This window comes from Rhodococcus sp. MurmanLake-1, assembly GCF_056945715.1.
Window position 1 is genome coordinate 282,718 of the sequence record NZ_JBWZNF010000006.1, and the last position, 20,853, is coordinate 303,570.

At 63.7% G+C, this 20,853-nt stretch carries 23 protein-coding genes; 15 read left to right on the forward strand and 8 right to left on the reverse strand.

Going from position 1 to position 20,853, the window contains the following annotated elements; translation table 11 throughout:
• The first annotated feature begins 25 nt into the window (after positions 1-25).
• The 4 genes from AC2ETI_RS19170 (at position 26) to AC2ETI_RS19185 (ending at position 2,246) form a co-directional block, all read left to right on the forward strand.
• Complete coding sequence (locus AC2ETI_RS19170; protein ID WP_019749362.1) at positions 26-403, forward strand: DivIVA domain-containing protein; 378 nt, start codon at positions 26-28, stop codon at positions 401-403.
• A complete protein-coding gene (locus AC2ETI_RS19175; RefSeq protein ID WP_019749361.1) occupies positions 403-972 on the forward strand; it encodes a DNA-3-methyladenine glycosylase I in 570 nt (189 codons plus the stop codon). The genes AC2ETI_RS19170 and AC2ETI_RS19175 overlap by 1 nt, the downstream gene beginning before the upstream one ends.
• A gap of 151 nt (positions 973-1,123) precedes the next feature.
• Positions 1,124-1,291 (forward strand): DUF3117 domain-containing protein, encoded by a 168-nt coding sequence (locus AC2ETI_RS19180; protein ID WP_003945169.1) that lies wholly within the window; start codon positions 1,124-1,126, stop codon positions 1,289-1,291.
• Between the two features lie 115 nt (positions 1,292-1,406).
• Entirely contained in the window at positions 1,407-2,246 is an 840-nt protein-coding gene (locus AC2ETI_RS19185) for a putative RNA methyltransferase (RefSeq protein WP_317558831.1), read from the forward strand.
• 6 nt (positions 2,247-2,252) lie between these two features.
• On the opposite strand, the gene glgA is transcribed toward AC2ETI_RS19185, so the two are convergent.
• Positions 2,253-3,425, reverse strand: coding sequence for a glycogen synthase (gene glgA / locus AC2ETI_RS19190; protein WP_483634263.1), 1,173 nt, complete (start codon positions 3,423-3,425; stop codon positions 2,253-2,255).
• 132 nt (positions 3,426-3,557) lie between these two features.
• Here glgA and glgC point away from each other — a divergent pair, with 132 nt between their 5' ends.
• Positions 3,558-4,772, forward strand: coding sequence for a glucose-1-phosphate adenylyltransferase (glgC, locus tag AC2ETI_RS19195; protein WP_003945185.1), 1,215 nt, complete (start codon positions 3,558-3,560; stop codon positions 4,770-4,772).
• Here glgC and AC2ETI_RS19200 read toward each other — a convergent pair.
• On the reverse strand, positions 4,769-5,404 hold the full coding sequence (locus AC2ETI_RS19200; protein WP_007736091.1) for an O-methyltransferase: 636 nt from the start codon (positions 5,402-5,404) through the stop codon (positions 4,769-4,771). The two genes, glgC and AC2ETI_RS19200, sit on opposite strands and share 4 nt — an antisense overlap.
• Positions 5,405-5,734: 330 nt before the next feature.
• Between AC2ETI_RS19200 and sigE the strand changes: the two genes are divergently transcribed.
• The 4 genes from sigE to tatB all read left to right on the forward strand — a co-directional run bounded on the left by sigE (position 5,735) and on the right by tatB (position 8,788).
• Positions 5,735-6,331, forward strand: a complete 597-nt coding sequence (gene sigE, locus AC2ETI_RS19205) for an RNA polymerase sigma factor SigE (RefSeq protein WP_029255812.1) — start codon at positions 5,735-5,737, stop codon at positions 6,329-6,331.
• Between the two features lie 52 nt (positions 6,332-6,383).
• On the forward strand, positions 6,384-6,743 hold the full coding sequence (locus tag AC2ETI_RS19210) for a hypothetical protein (RefSeq protein ID WP_020970204.1): 360 nt from the start codon (positions 6,384-6,386) through the stop codon (positions 6,741-6,743).
• A gap of 99 nt (positions 6,744-6,842) precedes the next feature.
• Positions 6,843-8,321: a S1C family serine protease gene (locus AC2ETI_RS19215; protein ID WP_195790733.1), complete on the forward strand. Its 1,479-nt coding sequence runs from the start codon at positions 6,843-6,845 to the stop codon at positions 8,319-8,321.
• Between the two features lie 74 nt (positions 8,322-8,395).
• Positions 8,396-8,788, forward strand: coding sequence for a Sec-independent protein translocase protein TatB (tatB, locus tag AC2ETI_RS19220; RefSeq protein WP_003945177.1), 393 nt, complete (start codon positions 8,396-8,398; stop codon positions 8,786-8,788).
• Between the two features lie 65 nt (positions 8,789-8,853).
• Here the strand turns inward: tatB and AC2ETI_RS19225 are convergent, their stop codons facing one another.
• The 5 genes from AC2ETI_RS19225 to AC2ETI_RS19245 form a co-directional block, all read right to left on the reverse strand.
• Positions 8,854-9,990 (reverse strand): Mrp/NBP35 family ATP-binding protein, encoded by a 1,137-nt coding sequence (locus tag AC2ETI_RS19225; protein WP_003945178.1) that lies wholly within the window; start codon positions 9,988-9,990, stop codon positions 8,854-8,856.
• 24 nt (positions 9,991-10,014) lie between these two features.
• Positions 10,015-10,878 (reverse strand): lytic transglycosylase domain-containing protein, encoded by an 864-nt coding sequence (locus AC2ETI_RS19230; RefSeq protein WP_003945171.1) that lies wholly within the window; start codon positions 10,876-10,878, stop codon positions 10,015-10,017.
• A 145-nt stretch (positions 10,879-11,023) separates the two neighbouring features.
• On the reverse strand, positions 11,024-12,433 hold the full coding sequence (locus AC2ETI_RS19235) for a lytic transglycosylase domain-containing protein (protein ID WP_483634264.1): 1,410 nt from the start codon (positions 12,431-12,433) through the stop codon (positions 11,024-11,026).
• Between the two features lie 115 nt (positions 12,434-12,548).
• On the reverse strand, positions 12,549-13,091 hold the full coding sequence (locus AC2ETI_RS19240; RefSeq protein ID WP_003945067.1) for a DUF1003 domain-containing protein: 543 nt from the start codon (positions 13,089-13,091) through the stop codon (positions 12,549-12,551).
• A complete protein-coding gene (locus AC2ETI_RS19245) occupies positions 13,088-14,374 on the reverse strand; it encodes a magnesium transporter MgtE N-terminal domain-containing protein (protein WP_019749352.1) in 1,287 nt (428 codons plus the stop codon). The genes AC2ETI_RS19240 and AC2ETI_RS19245 overlap by 4 nt, the downstream gene beginning before the upstream one ends.
• A gap of 72 nt (positions 14,375-14,446) precedes the next feature.
• Between AC2ETI_RS19245 and AC2ETI_RS19250 the strand changes: the two genes are divergently transcribed.
• From AC2ETI_RS19250 to AC2ETI_RS19275, 6 genes are all read left to right on the forward strand, one after another.
• On the forward strand, positions 14,447-15,409 hold the full coding sequence (locus tag AC2ETI_RS19250; protein ID WP_020908461.1) for an HpcH/HpaI aldolase/citrate lyase family protein: 963 nt from the start codon (positions 14,447-14,449) through the stop codon (positions 15,407-15,409).
• A gap of 106 nt (positions 15,410-15,515) precedes the next feature.
• Complete coding sequence (locus AC2ETI_RS19255; RefSeq protein WP_003945065.1) at positions 15,516-16,010, forward strand: general stress protein; 495 nt, start codon at positions 15,516-15,518, stop codon at positions 16,008-16,010.
• Between the two features lie 227 nt (positions 16,011-16,237).
• Positions 16,238-17,575, forward strand: coding sequence for an ABC transporter substrate-binding protein (locus AC2ETI_RS19260; RefSeq protein ID WP_483634281.1), 1,338 nt, complete (start codon positions 16,238-16,240; stop codon positions 17,573-17,575).
• An 80-nt stretch (positions 17,576-17,655) separates the two neighbouring features.
• The gene (locus AC2ETI_RS19265; protein ID WP_044480569.1) at positions 17,656-18,537 is read left to right on the forward strand and encodes a carbohydrate ABC transporter permease; all 882 of its coding nucleotides are present in this window, start codon (positions 17,656-17,658) and stop codon (positions 18,535-18,537) included.
• 1 nt (position 18,538) lies between these two features.
• Positions 18,539-19,369 carry a carbohydrate ABC transporter permease gene (locus AC2ETI_RS19270; protein WP_019749348.1) on the forward strand — a complete coding sequence of 277 codons (831 nt, stop codon included), beginning with the start codon at positions 18,539-18,541 and terminating at the stop codon, positions 19,367-19,369.
• A 4-nt stretch (positions 19,370-19,373) separates the two neighbouring features.
• Complete coding sequence (locus AC2ETI_RS19275) at positions 19,374-20,543, forward strand: ABC transporter ATP-binding protein (RefSeq protein ID WP_019749347.1); 1,170 nt, start codon at positions 19,374-19,376, stop codon at positions 20,541-20,543.
• 3 nt (positions 20,544-20,546) lie between these two features.
• Here AC2ETI_RS19275 and AC2ETI_RS19280 read toward each other — a convergent pair whose 3' ends face one another.
• On the reverse strand, positions 20,547-20,783 hold the full coding sequence (locus AC2ETI_RS19280; protein ID WP_007736112.1) for a hypothetical protein: 237 nt from the start codon (positions 20,781-20,783) through the stop codon (positions 20,547-20,549).
• Positions 20,784-20,853: the final 70 nt, after the last annotated feature.

Below are 20,853 nucleotides of genomic sequence, written 5' to 3' on the forward strand. Positions count from 1 at the left end.
CACTCGGGTATGGGAGTATCGGTTCATGATGACGATCCTCCTGTACCTGATTGTCATGGCACTGGTCGGCGCGATGATCTTCCTCGCCGCCAGCGCTGTGTTCGGGCGCTCGGAAGAGCTGCCGCCGCTGCCTCCTGGCACGACGGCGACCGTACTCCCGGCAGAGGACGTCACCGGGGCGGACGTCGACGCTCTTCGTTTTCAGCAGGTGTTGCGTGGATACAAGGCGAGTGAAGTGGATTGGGCCCTGCATCGCCTCGGGTTGGAAATCGATTCTCTGCGTGCGCAACTGGGCCGTGACGAGAAGTCCGAGGTTCTGGTGAAGGCGGATGCTCCGGCCAAGGCCGAAGCAACGCAGGAGGCGCCTGAGACCGAATCCGAAGCGAAGGATTCCCAGGGCTGATGGCAGACGGACTGGTTCGGTGCGGCTGGGTGGTCGAGACGCCCGGTGACTCGCTGTACCGCGACTATCACGACGAGGAGTGGGGGCGTCCGCTACACGGGCGCGACGAACTGTTCGAGCGGCTCGCCCTCGAAGCATTCCAATCGGGGCTTTCTTGGATCACGATTCTGCGCAAACGCGAGGCGTTCCGCGAAGCCTTCGACGGGTTCGATCCGGACAAGGTCGCAGCGTACGGAGTTGCGGATGTGGAGAGATTGCTCTCCGATGCCGCGATCGTCCGCAATCGCGCGAAGATCGAGGCGACGATTTCCAACGCCCGAGTGCTCGTGAATTCACCCGATCTGGACCTCGATTCGTTACTCTGGTCGTTCTCGCCGCCTCGACGCACCAGACGACTGACATCAATTGCAGAGGTTCCGGCGGTCACTCCCGAGTCGACTGCCATGGCTAAGGAACTCAAGCGACGCGGGTTCAAGTTTGTGGGTCCTACCACGGCTTATGCGCTCATGCAGGCTACCGGAATGGTCGACGATCACGTGGCTGATTGCTGGGTTCCGGCGCAGGTGTGACGGTCGACTGAACACCCCTAAATGTGACTCAGATTCCCGGTTCCTGCATCCATAGGGAACAATGGAGGGTACGAGCCTCGCTGATTGTTGGCGGGGCGCACCGTTAGTCGAGGCGCAGAGCAATGCAGCGCAGATCTGGAGGGAGCAGAGGATGGCGGCCATGAAGCCCCGGACCGGGGACGGTCCCCTCGAAGCAACCAAAGAGGGACGAGGAATCGTCATGCGGGTTCCACTCGAGGGTGGCGGACGCCTCGTCGTCGAGCTGACCCCGGATGAAGCTGCAGCGCTCGGTGTGGAACTCACGAACGTCACCAGCTAGTCGGGTCCAGGTTGTAGCAGTACGAACAACAGCACGTGATTGCACGCAGGCTCCGTATCCGTTTCGGTACGGGGCCTGAAGTGTGCGCACCGCCGGTAGCCGAAAGGACGGATCAATGCTTGCCGCCGTGGTCGATCTACTGTCCTGCCCGCAGTGCGCTGCTGAGTTGGAATTGGTGGACGGCGCCGCCGAGTGCGATCGCGGACATCGATTCGACGTGGCTCGCCAGGGTTACGTGAGCCTGATCAGTGGCGGTGCCACGAAGTTCACCGGCGACAGTGCCGAGATGATCGCCGCGCGTGCACGACTTCTCGGCGCCGGCCACTTCGGCCCGCTGATGGATGCCGTTTCCCGGGCCTGCGCGACGACGGCAGGGGCGGATCCTGCGCGGATCGTCGAAATCGGTGCAGGCACAGGACAATACCTCGCACACGTCGTGGATTCGCTGCCTGATTCTCGGGCAATAGCCTTGGACGTGTCCAAGTTCGCGGCACGGCGAGCGGCGAAGATCCACGAAAGGATCGGCTCGATCGTCGCGGACGTCTGGCAACCACTTCCGATTCGAGACGGAGTGCTCTCCCACGTGCTCTGTGTGTTCGCTCCACGCAACGGTCCGCAGTCCCATCGAGTTCTCGCCGATGACGGCGTTCTGGTGGTCCTGACGCCCACCGACAGGCATCTGCGCGAGCTGATCGACATTCTCGAGATGGTCAAGGTCGACGATCGCAAGGTGGAACGTCTCGAATCGTCGATGGCCGGCTTGTTCGAGCGCGTGAGCAGCGACGAGGTCGAGTTCACGATGTCACTCTCACACCAGGACGTCCTCGACTTGGTGGGGATGGGACCGTCGGCGAGGCACCTGATGCCCGCCGATCTGGCTGCCGCCGTGGCGAAGCTGCCGCAGCCGAGCACCGTCACCGCGTCGGCGACGGTCTCGACCTATCGCAAGATCTGACGCGGATCAGCGTCTCGTGACGGCGTCCGCGTAGACCTCGAGCGTCTGCTTGGCGATTTCGGCCCAGGAGAACTCGTCGATAGCACGGATTCTGCCCGCACGACCCATCGCGTCGGCGCCTTCTCGGTCGGCGACAACGGCATTGACGGTGGCAGCGAGTGATTCCTCGAATGCGTTCGGCTCGTAGGCGTTGTAGTGCACGAGTCGTCCGGTGACGCCGTCGGCGACCACCTCGGGGATACCGCCGACATCGGAAGCGACCACGGCGGTCTCACACGCCATGGCTTCGAGATTGACGATTCCGAGGGGCTCGTACACCGAAGGGCAGACGAATACCGTTGCTGCCGAGAGTATTTCCCTGATCTGATCGGTCGGGAGCATCTCGCGTACCCAGTAGACATTGCCCCGATGTCTGGCGAGTTCGGCCACTGCCTTCTCCGTTTCGGCGGCGATCTCCGGCGTATCGGGAGCGCCGGCGCACAGCACGAGCTGAATCTCCGGGTCGAAGTGGTGTGCTGCCGCGACGAGGTGCCCGACGCCCTTCTGCCTAGTGATCCGTCCGACAAAGGCCACGATGGGTTTTGCGGGGTCGACGCCGATCGACGCGAGTGCGGACGGCGCTCCCGGCGCAGATCCCCCGGGATGCCATACCTCGGTGTCGATTCCGTTGCGCACTACGTGAACGCGACTCGGATCGACAGCGGAGTACGCGTCGAGGACGTCGAGTCGCATACCTGAACTGACGGCGATGATCGCGTCTGCGTGCTCGACGGCGTTGCGTTCGGACCACGACGAGATCCGATAGCCGCCGCCTAGCTGTTCGGCCTTCCACGGGCGTCTGGGCTCGAGTGAGTGCGCGGTGAGGATGTGCGGCACGTCGTAGAGAGCCGACGCGAGATGCCCGGCCAGTCCGGTGTACCAGGTGTGGGAGTGGACGATGTCGACACCGGCCGCGGCGTCCGCCATCCGCAACTCGGTGGAGAGCGTCGTCAAGGCTGGGTTGGATCCGGCGAGAGCGGGGTCGGGAGAGTGGACGATCGCGCCTTCGCGCGGGGCGCCCATGCAGTGCACGTCGACCTCGCACAACCGCTTCATCTGAGCGACGAGCTCGGTTACGTGTACTCCTGCACCGCCGTAGATCTCCGGCGGGTATTCCTTGGTCATCATCGCGACTCGCACGCGCTAAACCTAACCGCCCGTGGTCGATCCGGCTACCGATCGCGTTATCCCCGACCGTTCGGAGGGGGACACGATCGGACCTCTCGGACTGCTTCGCTAGCGGGAGTTCACCAGTGCGGATAGGTTAGCGGTGTGAGAAGCCAGCCGCATGTGCTTGGAATCGTGCTCGCCGGGGGCGAGGGCAAACGCTTGTATCCGCTGACCGCGGACAGAGCGAAGCCCGCAGTGCCCTTCGGAGGTGCATATCGACTTATCGACTTCGTGTTGAGCAACCTTGTCAACGCGGGATATCTGCGTATTTGTGTGTTGACGCAATACAAGTCACATTCACTCGACCGTCACATTTCGCAGACGTGGCGATTGTCCGGGTTCGCGGGTGAGTACATCACTCCGGTCCCGGCCCAGCAGCGGCTCGGGCCGCGCTGGTACACCGGCAGTGCCGACGCAATCCTGCAGTCGCTCAATCTCGTTTACGACGAGGACCCCGAGTACATCGTGGTTTTCGGTGCCGACCACGTGTACCGGATGGATCCGGAACAGATGGTGCAGCACCACATCGAATCCGGGGCAGGCGTGACGGTCGCGGGTATTCGTGTACCGCGAAGTGAGGCTTTCGCTTTCGGCTGCATCGACAGTGACGAGTCCGGACGCATCACGCAGTTCCTGGAAAAGCCCGCCCATCCTCCCGGGACACCGGACGACCCAAATTCCACGTTCGCGTCCATGGGTAACTATGTGTTCACCACCAAGGTGCTCGTGGACGCCATCCGCGCTGATTCCGAGAACTCCGATTCCGACCACGACATGGGCGGAGACATCATTCCCGCCTTGGTCGCGGCGGGTGAGGCATCGGTCTACGACTTCAAGGACAACGTCGTTCCCGGCGCCACCGATCGAGACCGCGGTTACTGGCGTGACGTCGGTACCCTCGACGCCTTCTACGACGCTCACATGGACCTCGTGTCGGTGCACCCGATCTTCAATCTCTACAACCGTCGCTGGCCCATCCGCGGCGCCACCGAGAATCTCGCGCCCGCCAAGTTCGTGAAGGGCGGACTCGCGCAGGAATCGGTGGTCGGTGCGGGGTCGATCCTGTCCGCGGCGACCGTGCGCAATTCGGTACTCAGTTCCAACGTGATGATCGAGGACGGTGCGACCGTCGAGGGCAGCGTGCTGATGCCGGGTGTGCGCATCGGCAAGGGCGCCGTCGTGCGGCGCGCGATCCTCGACAAGAACGTCGTGGTCGGTGACGGCGAAATCATCGGCGTCGATCTCGAACGTGACCGCGAACGATTTGCCGTCAGTCAGGGTGGCGTCGTCGCCATCGGTAAGGGCGTCTGGATCTAGAGCTTGCTCGCGCAGAGGAGGCCGTCGCCGAGGGGGAGGAGGACTCGAATGAGTCGCTCGTCCTCGGTCACGGCCTTTGCTGCTTCTCGGACCGCAACCGTTGTCGCGTCGCGAGCGGAGCTGTCGGCAACGCGGCCGTCGGCCAGGGCGTTGTGCAGAACGATGACACCGCCGGAGCGCAGCAGGCGGACACCTTCGCGGACGTAGTGGGGGTGGTCGATCGCGGCGCAGTCGACGAACACCAGGTCGTAGCCGCCGTCTGCGAGCCGGGGAAGTACGTCGAGAGCCCGTCCGTTGATCAGGCGAGTGCGTGCCGGAGCGATTCCGCTTTCGCGGAAGGTCAGCTTGGCCGCCCGCTGGTGTTCGGGCTCACTGTCGATCGTGGTCAGGACGCCGTCGTCGCGCATGCCGTGCAGAAGCCACAGGCTGCTCACGCCGGCTCCGGTACCCACCTCGACGGCCGTCTTCGCGTCGAGCATCCTCGCGAACATCGCGAGCGTCGCACCGACGGCGGGCGTCACCGGATGGGCTCCGAGATCCAGCGCTCGATCTCGCGCCGCGGTCAAAATCTCGTCCTCGGAAACAACGTCCTCGACGTGGCGGAGTATCTGTTCGGCGTGGGTCACGCTCATGAGGTTATCGGGCGGTTCGGATTGTCGCTGCAAGGCGCGCAGTCACCAGGATTCTCAGGAATCCCTCAGGCTCCTCATATGGCGTGCACACCGCGATGAGAAAAGGTGTATACATCGCCGGATCGAAGATCGCACGGCGGTATCGATTTTTACCAAGTTGGTCTTTCGCAGCTCGGTGATCGGGAACAAATCACAGCAACGGCTGGTTCTCCCGAATATCGCGCACTACGTGATTCGGACAACGCGGTGATCGAACTACGCGATCCCGAGCAGGAGGATCAACTTATTTACCAGGTCAACGACGAGCCTCGCCCTCGAGAGTCGGAAGTTTTGACGACGGAATCGGCTGTGGATTCCGAATTGATCGGCACTGCTGTGTTCGATGCAACTGGTGAGAAGTCCTCCATGCCGTCTTGGGACGAACTCGTGCGTCAGCACGGTGACCGGGTGTACCGCCTGGCCTACCGGTTGTCAGGCGATGCCCAGGACGCCGAGGACTTGACGCAGGACACCTTCATTCGGGTGTTCCGCTCGCTCTCCGATTATCAGCCCGGAACTTTCGAGGGCTGGTTGCACCGCATCACCACAAACTTGTTCCTCGACATGGTTCGCCGACGCAACCGCATCCGTATGGAAGCGCTGCCCGAGGACTACGACCGCGTTCCCTCACCCGGTCCGGACCCCGAGCAGATCTACCACGACGCGCGCCTCGACGCAGGTCTGCAGGCCGCACTCGACTCACTCGCACCTGAATTTCGCGCCGCTGTTGTGCTCTGTGACATCGAAGGTCTGTCGTACGAGGAAATCGGTGCCACACTGGGAGTGAAGCTCGGAACGGTTCGTAGCCGTATCCATCGTGGGCGACAGGCGATTCGTGATCATCTGGCAGCGCAGCGCGCAGCCGAATCCGAACTCGTCGGTTTCTGACGGTCGGGTTCGAGCTACAGAGCGGGACGTGGTCAATCACCTGGAGGGACGAATGACGGAGGCGCGGGCACATCGCCAGTTCGGTTCGACCGAACATCTGGCCAGCGAGGCAATCGCTGCCTACGTCGACGGAGAACTCCGAATGCAGGCCTACTTGCGGGCCTCGCATCACATCTCGATCTGCGCCGAGTGCGCTGCGGCCGTCGATGCTCAGCAGCAGGCACGTGGTGCGCTGCGTCGAAGCGGCGAGATGACGATGCCGTTGTCCCTGGTTGGACTTCTCAGTCAGATTCCCTCGTGCAACAGTCCGACCACCGGACCCAATTCGGAAAACGCCGACGGTTCCGTCGGCAATCAGCCCGCAGGCTTTTCCACCATCAGCAAGCGGTTGTCCCGTCGCTGGCGCAAATGACGCCGCGCGCGCTGGCGCAAATGACGCCGCGCGCCAGCTTCCCGGCACGGATCAGTGATACTGGACAACGTGACTGACGGAAAGAGGGGGCACTCCGGAGTGAGCTCGGATTCTTCGGCAAGCGGTTCGGCGGATCGACCGGCAGATGCGCCGGTGCTCGACCCCCGGCCGGTGTACCGACCTCAGATCGATCCGGCCTCGCGCCAGGTGTTCGGTCGGCCGAGTGGAGTCGAGGGCTCGTTCACTCCGATTGCCACGCGATCGACCCCGTCTTCCGACGTCGTGATCGGGAATCCGGACCCGGTTCTGGCCGAAGCGTTCGGTCGACCCGCTGACGCCACCGAGTCGATCGGTCGCGATCCCGAGGCGTCGGCGAACAACACACCCGACGAAGAACCCCCGCGTGATCCGTGGCGCGATCCTGAATCCGAGGTCTCGCTGGGCAAGCCTGCAGAGTCCGAGGCGCCGGTGCGGTTGCCTCCCGCCCAGAAGCTCGACGTGCGTGAGCTGTTGTTCGGTCGCAAGGTCGCCCCCTCGGCACTGGCCGCGCTTGCGGGCATGGCACTTGTCATCGCTCTTGTCGGTGGCTTGCTTGCCACTGTCATCACCGCCGATCGCAGTTCACTCACCAGCTCACGTGTCACGCTCGTTCAATCCGGCGGCGGGGAACAGCCGGAGTCGCAGGTGGCAAAGGTCGCCGACGCAGTGCTGCCTTCCGTGGTGTCGATTCAGGTCGCCGTCGGTGACCAGGGCAGTACGGGTTCCGGTGTGGTCATCGACGGCGCCGGATACATCGTCACCAACAACCACGTGATCTCCTCGGCCGTACCGCCCGCTCAGGACGCGAAGATCCAGGTGATCTTCTCCGACGGAACCAAGACCGATGCCCAGATCGTCGGACGTGACGTCAAGACAGACCTCGCGGTGCTCAAGGTGTCGGCCAACAATCTGACGGTCGCTCAGCTCGGAAAATCCGAGGATGTTCAGGTCGGCGATGACGTCGTCGCCGTCGGCTCACCCCTCGGATTGAGCAAGACCGTCACCCGCGGAATCGTCAGTGCGCTGAACCGGCCTCTGCGTTTGTCGGGTGAAGGCACCGACACCAACGCCGTCATCGACGCCGTCCAGACCGATGCGGCGATCAACCACGGCAACTCGGGTGGTGCACTCGTCGACGACGAAGCCCGCGTCATCGGTATCAACACGGCCATGCTCAGCGAGTCCGGTGGTTCGGTCGGGCTCGGCTTCGCGATTCCGATCGATACGGTCACCGAGGTGGCGCAGACCATCATTCGCGACGGCAAGGTTCATCACCCCGACATCGGCGTGAATGCCCGCACCGCGGTCAACGACGCGACCAGCGGTGCTGCGGTGGCCAACGTCCGCGACGGCAGCCCAGCTCAACGTGCGGGAATCGTCGAGGGTGACGTCATCGTCAAGGTCGGTGACCGACCGGTGACGAGTGCCGACGAACTGGTGGTTGCGGTCAACGCGACGACCGTCGATCAGCCGGTCAACGTCCAGTTGATCCGCGACGGACGGCAGGTCGACATTTCGGTCACGCCGGTGTCCGACTGATCGGACCCTGCGATCTTCCTGTGAGGTTGATCCGGACATGCGCGCACCGAGCGAGCACACAGTAGGCTGACCCTGTGTTTGGCAACATCGGTTGGGGCGAGTTCATGATCCTCCTCGTAGCGGCTCTGGTCATTTTGGGACCTGAGCGGCTTCCTGGTGCGGTCTCCTGGGTCACGAAGTCCCTGAGGCAGGTGCGCGAATATGCTTCGGGCGCTTCCAATCAGCTCAAGGAAGAACTGGGCACCGATTTCGAGGATCTGCGTAAACCACTCGCAGATCTGAACAAGCTGCGCGGAATGACGCCGCGCGCCGTGATCACCCAGCACCTCCTCGACGGCGACGACTCCATCTTCACGGGCAACTTCGACAAGAAGCCGCAGAGCGGAGTGCAGGAGCCGAAGACGCTGTCGAAGGACAAGCCACTCACCGCGGGCGAACGTCCTCCTGTGGACTTCGACGCAACCTAGATTCGACATACGAAAGGGCGCCTGTCACCGATCGGTGACAGGCGCCCTTTCGTATGAGGGGGGTTCTACAGGTTGCGAACCGTATTGATACCGAGCGACATTCCGGCGAGCCCGCGCTGACGGACGGCCAACTTGTCGGCGATGTCCTTGAGCGCGATGGCAGCGGGTGAATCGGGAGCGCTGAGGACGATCGGCGTCCCGGCGTCGCCGGCCTCGCGGACGGACGGGTCCAGCGGAATCTGTCCGAGAAGCGGAACCTTGGCGCCGACGGCCTTCGTGAGGCGATCGGAGACGGTCTGCCCGCCGCCTTCGCCGAAGACGTCCATGCGGGTGCCGTCGGGAAGTTCGAGCCACGACATGTTCTCGACGACGCCGGCGACGCGCTGGCGGGTCTGCAGGGCGATGGCGCCCGCTCGCTCGGCGACCTCGGCAGCGGCCTGCTGCGGTGTGGTGACGACCAGGATCTCGGCGCTCGGGATGAGCTGAGCCACCGAGATGGCGATGTCACCGGTGCCGGGCGGCAGATCGAGAAGCAGCACGTCCAGATCGCCCCAGAACACGTCGGCGAGGAACTGCTGGAGCGCGCGGTGAAGCATCGGTCCGCGCCAGACGACAGGAGTGTTGCCCTGGGTGAACTGCGCGATGGAGATCATCTTCACGTCGTGTGCAACCGGCGGCATGATCATGCGCTCGACCTGAGTGGGCTTGGCGTCGGTGCCGAGCATGCGGGGGATCGAGTGACCGTAGATATCCGCGTCGAGTACGCCGACAGACAGCCCGCGCGCGGCCATTGCTGCCGCGAGATTGACTGTCACACTGGACTTTCCGACGCCACCCTTGCCGGAGGCTACGGCGTAGACGCGGGTGAGTGAACCCGGCTGGGCGAACGGGATGACGGGTTCGGCGGAATCGCCGCGAAGCGACTTGCGGAGCTCGGTCCGCTGGGCGTCGTCCATGACGTCGAGTTCGACGCGGATCGCACCGACCCCGGCGACGTCGGCGACGGCCTTGGTGACGCGTTCGGTGATCTCGGTGCGCATCGGGCAACCGGCGGTCGTGAGATAGATGCCGATGTCGACGCTGTTGTCACTGGAGAGGGAGATCCCCTTGACCATCCCCAGCTCGGTGATGGGTTTGCGGATCTCTGGGTCCAGAACTCGCGCGAGCGCGGAGCGAACGTCGGACTCGGTCAGTACAGACATGACTCCATGGTAAGTCCAGGTAGGTCAGTGGATGCGCGGCAGGTCCGATGCGGCGGGCACGATGCCGGTGGAGTACCCGAGCGACCAGGCCAGAACGTTGGCAACGTAGGCGGCCGAGTTGTTGTAGCGGTGGATCGCGGAGGCAACCTGGGTTACGTCCTGCATGTTGAGTCCGCCGTCGCACAGGTACTTGCCGGTGGTCAGTGCGGAGTCGAAAAGGTTCTGGGGGTCGGCGATTCCGTCACCGTTGCCGTCGCCGGCGTACTGGTTCCAGGTGGACGGGATGAACTGCATCGGGCCGACCGCGCGGTCGTAGACGGTGTCGCCGTCGAGGGCGCCGCCGTCGGTGTCCATGATGACGGCCTGGCCGGGAAGGCTGCCGTTGAGTGGCAGGCCGATCACGGGCTTGTAGAGGTTGCCGTTCGCGTCGGCGTCCTTGCCGTCGTTGGCGTGGCCGGATTCGACGCGGCCGATACCGGCGAGGAGTGTCCAGTGCATGTTGCAGTTGGGCTTCTCGACGGCGAGGATCCGCTCGGCGTTCTGGTATGCGGCGACGCTCACGCTCGGGATTCCGAGTGCGCCCTCGGCCATGGAGGCTGGGAGCGGGGGAGTCGCCTGCACGGGAGCCAACGGCGCGGGTTCCGGCGCGGGGGCGGGAGCGGGCTCGGCGATTGCTTCGACGGCGGGCAGAATCTGCGCTTGCGGTTCCTGCGTGGCTTGCGCGGCAGTGTCCACCGTTTCGGCGGAGCTGGTGTTGAAGAACGGAACCTTGGGAGCGGCGCCGGCCGTGTTGGCTGCGGTGACGAGTCCGATAGGGATGAGTCCGGTGAGCGCGATGACCGAATTTCGACGGATGTGCGAATCTGTCTTCTTGCTGTGCCGACCCACTGTGTATGCCTCCTGAACCTCCGCGAGGAGGTTTTCCGTTCAACTGACGGAGTCGAGGCTACCTGATTTGTTGCGCTTCCGTTATTCAACCGTGATCTGGAAGGGCAGTTTGGGGCATATGCACTGTTCTTTCGTGATTTTTTGGTTACAGAGCGGGCATGCCGGGAAGGCCCGGGAAGAACGGCGCGAATGCCGGAGCCGGGGCCGGTTCCGGTGCGGGGGCCGGTGCGGGTGACGGAGCGGGCTCAGGCGACGGGGCAGCCGGCGGCGAAGATTCCGCGGGCGCTGCGTCGGTGGTGGCGGCTACTGCCATTCCTGGGACCGTGCACGGCAGAAGGATGCCGTCCTGTAAGGCGTCGAGTGCTGCTGGATCCGGAAGGATCACGCACATGTCGTCGGGCCAGCGCCATCCCTCAGCCGTCAGAATCGGCCAGACGAGACCCCGTGAGGTGAGGACGGGGAGCGGGATGATCGGACCGGGAGCCGCGTTCCGGGCGGCGTTGGGTCCCGGAGTGGGGCTGGTCGGCGTTACTCCCGGCGGGATCAGTGCCTGGATCTCGGGTGAGAGCGCGGGCATGTCGGGCAGGCCTGGGAAGAGAGGGGGGGTGGTGGTCGGAGTCGTCGACGCAGATTCCTTGTCGCCTGCCGCCGGGTCGGTAGCTGCAGCAGCGGCGAGAACGGCCGAAGCGGCGGAGTCTGCCGAGGCGGCGGCGTTGATCGCCGAGCTGCCGGTGTTGATGCCGGTGGTGTACGGGAGCTGACCGGAAGGAATGACACCGTTCTTGTATGCCGTCGACCACATGATCACGTTTGCCGCGTAGGCGGCCGAGTTGTTGTACCGCAGAACAGCTTTGGTCTCCTGGGCGACATCGCGCAGGTTGAGTCCGCCGCTGCAGAGGTACTTCGCTGCCGAGAGCGCCGCATCGAAGACGTTGTTGGGGTCCTTGATTCCGTCCCCGTTGCCGTCGCTGGCATAACCGGCCCAGGTGGCCGGAATGAACTGCATCGGCCCGACAGCGCGGTCGTGGGTCGGGTCTCCGTCGATCGCTCCCTTGTCGGTGTCCCGAATGACTTCGTTGCCTGCCAGCCGTCCGTCGAGGACAGGGCCGAGGATCGGGGTGACCGTCGTACCCACCGACGTCGTCTTGCCGCCGTTGGCGTGACCGGATTCGATGCGTCCGATGCCGGCCAGGAGATGCCAGGGGATGCCGCAGCCCGGCGCCTCGGTCATCATCACCAGTTCGGCGGATCGGTACGCGTTCAGAACGATCTCGGGGATGCCCAGAGAAGTGAGGACGACGGCCGCAGCGTTGGGCGCTGCCGGAGCGCCGGCGACCGTATCGCTGGGTGGGGCCGATCGTTGCGTTCGGACGGTGCGGGGCGTCGGGAGGAAGTCGACAGAGTCCGGCTGCGCAACGGAGGCGGAGCCTGCGAGGGCGATGGGGACCTGCGACCCGCCGGATGGTGCGCTTCCGGCCGTGAGGGCTGCTGGACCTGTTACGACAAGCAGTCCCCCCACCAGTGTGGATGCTGCAATCATTCCGCGTACTCGCACGATTCCCCTTTGCTGGTGCTCCCGCCTCGGAGTACCCACCGTGATAATCCATCCTGCTGTGACTTACGTTACATATCGGTCACGGTGCGTGCAGCAAAACTCAGCGAACGCTCAGCTAGTTGTGACTTTGTTTCGCAGTATTCGAGTCACGGTGCTTCTTCTTCGGGGTCGGTTCGCCGTCGGCGGCAAGGATCGACTTGATCTCCTCGAGCTCCCGCCGCAGGTAGTCGCGGGTGGCGACCTCGCCGACGGCGATGCGCAGCGCCGCGAGTTCGCGAGCGAGGAATTCAGTGTCCGCTTTGGTTTGCTCGGCGCGTGAGCGGTCCTCCTCGAGCGAGACCCGGTCGCGATTCTCCTGACGATTCTGGGCCAGGAGGATCAGCGGCGCCGCGTAGGCAGCCTGGGTGGAGAAGGCGAGGTTGAGCAGGATGAACGGATACGGGTCCCACTGCAGAGCCACCGCGAACACGTTGATCAGGATCCAGACGATCACGATGATCGTCTGGATCGCGAGATAACGCCCGGTACCGAGGAAGCGGGCGATGCGTTCACTGACGCGTCCGACAGCTTCGACGTCGAAATCGAGATTGAACCGGCGGCTTCCGCGAGGCGTTTCCAGTCGTTGCCGTGCGGTCGTGCTCGACGCCCGTTCGCTCATCGGAGTAGTTCCTCGTCGTCGGAGTAATCCTCACGCCAGTCTTCCGGCAGGAGGTGATCGAGCACGTCGTCGACTGTCACGGCCCCGATCAGGTGGTTCTCGTCGTCCACGACCGGCCCGCACACCAAGTTGTAGGTCGCGAAGTATCGGGTGACCGACGCCAGCGAGTCGTCCGGCGCCAACCGGGGCATGTCGGTGTCGAGTATTCCGCCCACCAGGCTGGCGGGAGGCTCGCGGAGAAGCTTCTGCAAGTGGACGCAGCCGAGATACCGCCCGGTCGGAGTCGCCGTCGGCGGACGTACGACGAAGACCATGCTCGACAGCGCCGGGGTCACGTCGTAGTTGCGGGCGCGGGCAAGGGCCTCGGCGACGGTCGTCGAGGCCGTCAGTACCACCGGTTCGGGCGTCATCAGACCACCGGCAGTGTCCGGGGAGTGCTCGAGCAGGCGTCGAACAGGTTCGGAATCCTGCGGGTCCATCAACTGCAACAGTGATTCGGCTTCGGTCTCGGGCAGCTCGCCCAACAGGTCGGCGGCGTCGTCGGGATCCATCGCTTCGAGTAGATCGGCGGCACGTTCGACTTCCAGGTGCATCAGCAGATCGGTCTGGTCGTCCGCCGGCAGTTCCTGCACGACGTCGGCGAGGCGTTCGTCGTCGAGCGCCACGGCCAGTTCGTGGCGGCGCTTCTCCGGCAGTTCGCGCATGGCGTTGGCCACATCGGCGGGTCGCATCCCTTCGTACTGCAGAAGGAGGTGAGCTACGCCCTGGCCGGGGAGCGAGAGATCGCTCTGGGTGAGGCCGGCGACGTGCTGCCAGTCGACGATGTGAATCGCCGCGCGTCGACCGAGGCGTCCGCGATGGCCGCGAACCGCGACCTTCGAGACGACCCAGTCTCGCGTTCGCGTCGATTCGATCCCGAGGTCGACGACTATCGTGTCGACGCCGTGAAGCTCCTCGAGTTCCGGGTCGTCCACGCGCACATGCGAATCGAGTACCTGCGCCAGCGCGAGTACTTCACCCGGCCGCTGGTTGAAGCGCCGCAAACTGACGTTGCCCGTGGTCAGGGTGACCGCACTCGGCTCGATGGCTGTCACGCGGAGCATCGGAACGAAAATGCGTTTGCGCGTGAACATTTCGATCACCAGACCGAGAACCCGCGGTTGCTGGCGTCCGATACGGACCGTGATGACGACGTCGCGCACACGACCGATCGATTCGCCGTCCGGGCCGAGTACAACCAGGCCGGCAAGCCTGGCTGCAAATACCTTGCCTGCTGCTGCCATGATTGCAAGGCTAATTCGTCCAGCGTCAAAATCTGCAACGGCGCCACCGAAAATCGAGAAGGGCAGTCCGCAATGACTTCACGCAACCGTTCCCGTCGATCGGTATTGGCAGTTCCCGGCAGCAGTCGGAAGATGATCGACAAGGCGAAGGGATTGCCCGCCGACGAGATCTTCCTCGACCTCGAAGACGCGGTGGCGCCGTTGGCGAAGCAGGCGGCACGAGAGTCGATCGGCGACGCGCTGGCCGAGGACGGGTGGGGCAAACAGGTCAAGGTCGTCCGGGTCAACGACTGGACCACCGAATGGACGTATGCCGACGTAGTGGAGGTGGTAGGCCGCGCCGGAGCGCATCTGGACGCCATTCTGCTGCCCAAGGTTCCCGACGCGAGTCACGTCCAGGCACTCGATTTGTTGTTGACGCAGGTCGAGAAGGCCAACGGTCTCGAGGTCGGCAAGATCGGAATCGAGCCGCAGATCGAGAACGCGATCGGCTTGACCAACATCGACGCGATCGCCACCGCGAGTCCCCGCGTCGAGGCACTCGTGTTCGGCCCGGCCGACTTCATGGCGAGCTTGAACATGCGAACTCTGGTCGTCGGTGAGCAACCGGACGGCTACGACCGCGGTGACGCGTATCACCACATCTTGATGACCATCTTGATGGCCGCACGTGCACACGGCGTCCAGGCGATCGACGGTCCGTACCTCCAGATTCGCGACGTCGAGGCTTTCACTCGGTCGGCGGCGCGGACGGCAGCGCTCGGCTTCGACGGCAAGTGGGTTCTGCATCCCACGCAGATCGAGGCGGCCAACGAGGTGTTCAGTCCGCGCCAATCCGATTACGACCGTGCAGAACTCATCTTGGACGCGTACGCGTTCCACACCTCGGCCGCCGGAGGAGGGCGGGGCGCCGTCATGCTCGGCGACGAGATGATCGACGAGGCGAGTCGCAAGATGGCACTGGTGATTTCGGCCAAGGGCCGCGCAGCGGGGATGACGCGCACGTCGGAATTCACGCCGCCCGAACACGCCTGACGCTCGCATAGCCGAACGAATCAGGTCTGTAAAGGGCACAATAGGGGTAGATGTACTTGCGTCGTCCGCGTGGATGACGTGCCCGAAAAGAGGAGCGCAGCCAGCCATGTCCAATCCGCTCGGTCAATCGTCGAATGGGTCGCGCCGTGGAGCGTTGCCGACACCGCCTTCGGGATGGCCCATCGGGTCGTACCCCACCTACGCCGAGGCGCAGCGCGCAGTCGATTACCTCTCCGATCAAGAATTCCCGGTTCAGGACGTCACGATCGTCGGCGTGAACCTGATGCAGGTCGAGCGAGTTCTCGGCCGGTTGACGTGGGCCAAGGTGATCGGTGGTGGCATCGTCTCCGGTGCCTGGCTGGGTGTCTTCTTCGGCCTGGTGCTCGGAATCGTCACCGGCGGGTTCCTCGCTCCGCTGATCGCGGGCATCGTGGGCGGCATCATCTTCGGTGTCATCTCCACGACCATCCCGTACGCCGCGACGCGTGGGCAGCGGGACTTCGCCTCGACGATGCAGTTGGTCGCCGGACGTTACGACGTACTGTGTGAGCCCAAGACGGCGGAGTCGGCGCGCGACCTGCTCGCCAAGCTCGCCATCTGACATTCTCGCTCGGGCTGCCAACTTGTGTGATCTCGGTTACTTTATGTACACGCGGGCGAGGTAGTACTCGCTTCCCGTGACCGTTTGCCGGACAAGGAAATAGGTCCCTTCTCCGGGAAAAGTGCCGATGTGTGGTGCGTCGGCCAGCCGAATCGACTGTGCCGTCTCGCCGCCCGAGGAGGACGGCTGTGCAGAACAAGAGATTGCAGGCGGGGCAGAAGAAGAAATTGAGGGTGGGGCTGCTCGGCGCGGCGACATTGTTGTTGGCGCCCTTGCTCAGTGCGTGTGGATCAGACAATGACGACGGCGTGGTGCTGTCCTTCTACACCGCCGCCGACGGCGCCGAGCAGTATGCGGAGGCCGCCGCCAATTGTTCGGCGGCGTCGAACGGCGCGTACCGGGTCGAGCAGAAAACGCTGCCCAAGGGTGCCGACGACCAGCGACTTCAGTTGGCTCGGCGTCTGACCGGTAATGACAAGTCGCTCGATCTGATGACGCTCGACGTGGTGTGGACTGCCGAATTCGCCGAAGCCGGATGGGCATTGCCGCTTCCTGACGACGTGGCGGCCGAGGTCAGCAACGGGACTCTCGAGGGTCCGCTGGAGTCGGCGAAGTGGCAGGACCAACTCTATGCGGCGCCATTGAACACCAACACCCAATTGCTCTGGTATCGAAAGGATTTGATGCCGGACGGGCAACCACCCCAAACCTGGGATCAGATGATCGACGTCTCCGAAGGCCTGGCCGCGGAGGGGCGCCCCAGCTGGATCGGTGTGCAGGGCAAGCAATACGAAGGATTGATGGTCTGGTTCAACACCCTTCTCTCCAGTGCCGGCGGATCGGTGGTGGGGCCGGACGGAACAACCGTGACGGTGGCCGACGGTGATGCTGCCCAGCAGGCGCTGACCGTCATGAAGCGCGTCGCTACCGCGAAGGGTGCGGATCCCTCGATCTCGCAGGGGGATGAAGCGTCGTCGCGATTGGGTATGGAGAGCGGCAAATCTGCCTTCCAGGTCAACTGGCCGTTCGTGCTGCCCGGCATCATGGAGAACGCCGAGAAGGGCGATCTGCCGTACATCGACGACAAGGGCAACGTCACCAGTGAGAACACCGGAAACACGGTGCTCACGGTGAACGGAGAACGGAATTTCCTTGCCGCTCCGTATCCCTCGGTGATCGAGGGTAAGCCGGCCGAGGTCACGATCGGTGGCTTCAACGTAGCGGTGGCCAAGACCAGCCAGCATCCGGACCTCGCGTTCGAGGCGCTCACCTGTCTGCGTAACGAGGAGAATCAGCGCAACAACGCGGTAGCCGGTGGCGTTCCGCCGACTCTCGAGAGCCTGTACGACGACCCGGCGTTCCAGGAGGCGTACCCGGCGTGGCGTGAGGTTCGCGACAGCCTGGACACCGCTTCGGTTCGTCCGGTTTCTCCTGCCTATCAGAGTATTTCGACGCTCATCACTGCCACGCTGAACCCTGTAGGAAACATCGATCCGGAATCGACCGTGAACGATCTTGCCGAGCAGGTACGCAAGGCAGTCAATTCCGAGGGGCTGATTCCGTGACGATCGACAGCGAAAATTCGGGAGCTGCACCAACAGTCGCGACGCCCTCGCCGGAGCCGAAGCACTCCGCGAAGTCGAAGATGTCGGACGGAAAGGCGGCCGAGCGTCGCCTCGGTCTCTGGCTGGTGGCCCCGGCCGCGATTCTCATGATCGCGGTGACCGCATATCCGGTGGTCTACGCCGTTTGGCTGAGTTTGCAGCGCTACGACCTGCGCTTCCCGGATCAACGAAAGTTCGTGTGGTTCGACAACTACGTGTCGGTGCTGACCGACGGTTACTGGTGGCAAGCGTTCGCGGTGACGACGTCGATCACTGTCGTCTCGGTCGTCATCGAGTTCGTTCTCGGACTGACCATCGCACTGGTGATGCACCGAACGATCGTGGGCAAGGGGCTCGTCCGCACCGTTGTGCTCATCCCGTACGGCATCGTCACCGTCGCGGCGGCATACAGCTGGTACTACGCGTGGACGCCGGGGACCGGCTACCTCGCCAATCTCCTGCCCGACGGCAGTGCGCCGCTCACCGACCAGATCCCGTCGCTCGCGATCATCGTCCTTGCCGAGGTCTGGAAGACGACGCCGTTCATGGCGCTGCTCCTGCTGGCCGGCTTGGCGCTCGTGCCCGATGACCTTCTCAAGGCGGCTCAGGTGGACGGCGCTGGCGCGTGGACCCGGTTGGTACGCATCATCCTTCCGCTGATGAAGCCCGCCATCCTCGTCGCTCTGCTGTTCCGCACACTCGACGCGTTCCGCATCTTCGACAACATCTACGTGCTGACGAAGGGAGCGAACGACACCGGGTCGGTGTCGATTCTGGGTTACGACAATCTGTTCAAAGCGTTCAACCTGGGCATCGGATCCGCGATCAGCGTGCTGATCTTCGTGTGTGTGGCCGTGATCGCGTTCATCTTCATCAAACTTTTCGGTGCTTCGGCTCCCGGATCCGATACGGAAGGACGCTGACATGACCGTGACTCCCAGACTCAAGATCAGCTGGTCCGTCGTCAACCTTCTGGTCTTGCTGTACGCGCTGGTTCCCGTCCTGTGGATCGCCAGCCTGTCCTTCAAACCGGCCGGAACGATCAAGGACGGCAAGTTCATTCCGGAGAAGTGGACCCTGGACAACTACCGAGGAATCTTCGACACCAGCGCCTTCACCAGTGCTCTGATCAACTCCATCGGTATCGGACTCATCTCGACGGTCATCGCCGTGGTGATCGGGACCATGGCGGCGTACGCCATTGCGCGCCTGGATTTTCCGGGCAAGAAGCTGCTGGTGGGTGTTGCACTGCTGATCGCGATGTTCCCGCAGATTTCATTGGTGAGCCCGCTGTTCGACATCGAACGACGGCTCGGACTCTTCGACACCTGGGCCGGACTCATCCTGCCGTACATCACCTTTGCGTTGCCGTTGGCGATCTACACGCTCTCGGCGTTCTTCAAAGAGATTCCGTGGGAACTCGAGAAGGCGGCTCAGATGGACGGCGCGACGCCGGGTCAGGCGTTCCGGAAGGTGGTGGCTCCACTGGCCGCGCCCGGTATCGTCACTGCGGGCATCTTGGTTTTCATCTTCTGCTGGAACGATCTGTTGTTCGCGATCTCGTTGACGTCGACCGAACGCTCCATCACCGCCCCTGCGGCCATCGCGAACTTCACCGGCGCTTCACAATTCGAGGAGCCCACCGGGTCGATCGCCGCGGCCGCCATGGTCATCACCATTCCGATCATCATCTTTGTTCTGTTCTTCCAACGTCGTATCGTGGCCGGGCTTACTTCCGGCGCAGTGAAGGGATAAGCCTGTGGCCGAGATCGTGCTGGACAAGGTGACCAAGCTGTACCCGGACGGAGCCAAGGCGGTCAGTGATGTCGACATCACCATCGCCGACGGAGAATTCATCATTCTCGTGGGCCCCTCCGGTTGTGGAAAATCCACGACTCTCAACATGATTGCCGGGCTGGAAGACATTTCGACCGGCGAGCTGAGGATTGCGGGTGAACGCGTCAACGAACGCGCCCCCAAGGACCGCGACATCGCGATGGTGTTCCAGTCGTATGCTCTGTATCCGCACATGACGGTGCGCCAGAACATCGCGTTCCCACTGACATTGGCGAAGATGTCCAAGGACGAGATCAACGCCAAGGTCGACGACGCGGCGCGGGTGCTCGACCTCACCCAGCATCTCGATCGCAAACCGGCGAACCTGTCGGGCGGTCAGCGTCAGCGTGTCGCGATGGGACGCGCAATCGTGCGCAGCCCGAAGGCGTTTCTCATGGACGAGCCGCTTTCCAACCTGGACGCCAAACTGCGCGTGCAGATGAGGACGGAGATCGCCCGTCTGCAGCAGCGACTCGGTACGACAACGATTTACGTGACCCACGACCAGACCGAGGCGATGACGCTCGGCGATCGGGTAGTCGTGCTGCGCGGCGGAATCGTGCAACAGATCGGTGCGCCGCAGGAACTCTACGATCGTCCGAACAATCTGTTCGTGGCGGGATTCATCGGGTCCCCGTCCATGAACTTCTTCCCCGGACAGTTGACGGCGGACGGCGTCAGCACGCCGATCGGCGATGTTCGCCTGCCCGCGGCGGCGCAGTCGAAGATCTCGGGCAGCGGCTCGGGCAAGGACGTCGTGGTCGGTATCAGGCCGGAACATTTCGAGGACGTGGCGCTGGTCGATGCAGCGCAGAAGCCGCACGGTGGGACGTTCACCGTCGACGTCGACGTGCTGGAATCGATGGGTTCCGACAAGTACGCGTATTTCCTCGCTGGTGGCCCCGCCGTCAATTCTCGTGAACTCGAGGAACTCGCCGCCGATTCGGGAACGGCCGTCGCTGGTGGCGGTCAACTGGTTGCCAGGCTCTCGTCCGAGTCCACCGTGGCCCAGGGCAGGTCTATCGATCTGTGGTTCGATCCCGCCAAGATCGCAGTGTTCGACGGCGGTACGGGAGCCAATCTGCTGCTGTGACCGTTACCCGGGCAAGGTGACCGAATACGTCGCGCCCCAGGGGAGCGGTACCTGTTCGGGGCCGGGCGCTGCGTCGGCCGGCTCGGGTAGGGGGACCAGGCGGCCGAATTGTTCGTGATGGGTGGAGGCCGGGGCGGCTTGCGCTGTCCCGGCGACCACGGCGATCGGCGCCGCTGCCAGGGCGCCGGCGACGGCAAATCGAGTGGCGATGCGGCGCTTGCTTGCTCGGGTCGAGATCATGAGCACTCCTGCGTGGTTTCGAGGTTCGGTGAATGCTGTGCCATTCACGGTATTGCGGGTTGATTGTGAA

Coding starts and splice junctions, on each gene's coding strand:
- AC2ETI_RS19280 (WP_007736112.1), bottom strand. CDS start 20,783: ATGATCTCGACCCGAGCAAGCAAGCGCCGCATCGCCACTCGATTTGCC.
- AC2ETI_RS19180 (WP_003945169.1), top strand. CDS start 1,124: ATGGCGGCCATGAAGCCCCGGACCGGGGACGGTCCCCTCGAAGCAACC.
- AC2ETI_RS19200 (WP_007736091.1), bottom strand. CDS start 5,404: ATGAGCGTGACCCACGCCGAACAGATACTCCGCCACGTCGAGGACGTT.
- AC2ETI_RS19265 (WP_044480569.1), top strand. CDS start 17,656: ATGTCGGACGGAAAGGCGGCCGAGCGTCGCCTCGGTCTCTGGCTGGTG.
- AC2ETI_RS19245 (WP_019749352.1), bottom strand. CDS start 14,374: ATGGCAGCAGCAGGCAAGGTATTTGCAGCCAGGCTTGCCGGCCTGGTT.
- AC2ETI_RS19270 (WP_019749348.1), top strand. CDS start 18,539: ATGACCGTGACTCCCAGACTCAAGATCAGCTGGTCCGTCGTCAACCTT.
- AC2ETI_RS19210 (WP_020970204.1), top strand. CDS start 6,384: ATGACGGAGGCGCGGGCACATCGCCAGTTCGGTTCGACCGAACATCTG.
- AC2ETI_RS19185 (WP_317558831.1), top strand. CDS start 1,407: ATGCTTGCCGCCGTGGTCGATCTACTGTCCTGCCCGCAGTGCGCTGCT.
- AC2ETI_RS19175 (WP_019749361.1), top strand. CDS start 403: ATGGCAGACGGACTGGTTCGGTGCGGCTGGGTGGTCGAGACGCCCGGT.
- AC2ETI_RS19250 (WP_020908461.1), top strand. CDS start 14,447: ATGACTTCACGCAACCGTTCCCGTCGATCGGTATTGGCAGTTCCCGGC.
- AC2ETI_RS19225 (WP_003945178.1), bottom strand. CDS start 9,990: ATGTCTGTACTGACCGAGTCCGACGTTCGCTCCGCGCTCGCGCGAGTT.
- AC2ETI_RS19240 (WP_003945067.1), bottom strand. CDS start 13,091: ATGAGCGAACGGGCGTCGAGCACGACCGCACGGCAACGACTGGAAACG.
- AC2ETI_RS19170 (WP_019749362.1), top strand. CDS start 26: ATGATGACGATCCTCCTGTACCTGATTGTCATGGCACTGGTCGGCGCG.
- AC2ETI_RS19255 (WP_003945065.1), top strand. CDS start 15,516: ATGTCCAATCCGCTCGGTCAATCGTCGAATGGGTCGCGCCGTGGAGCG.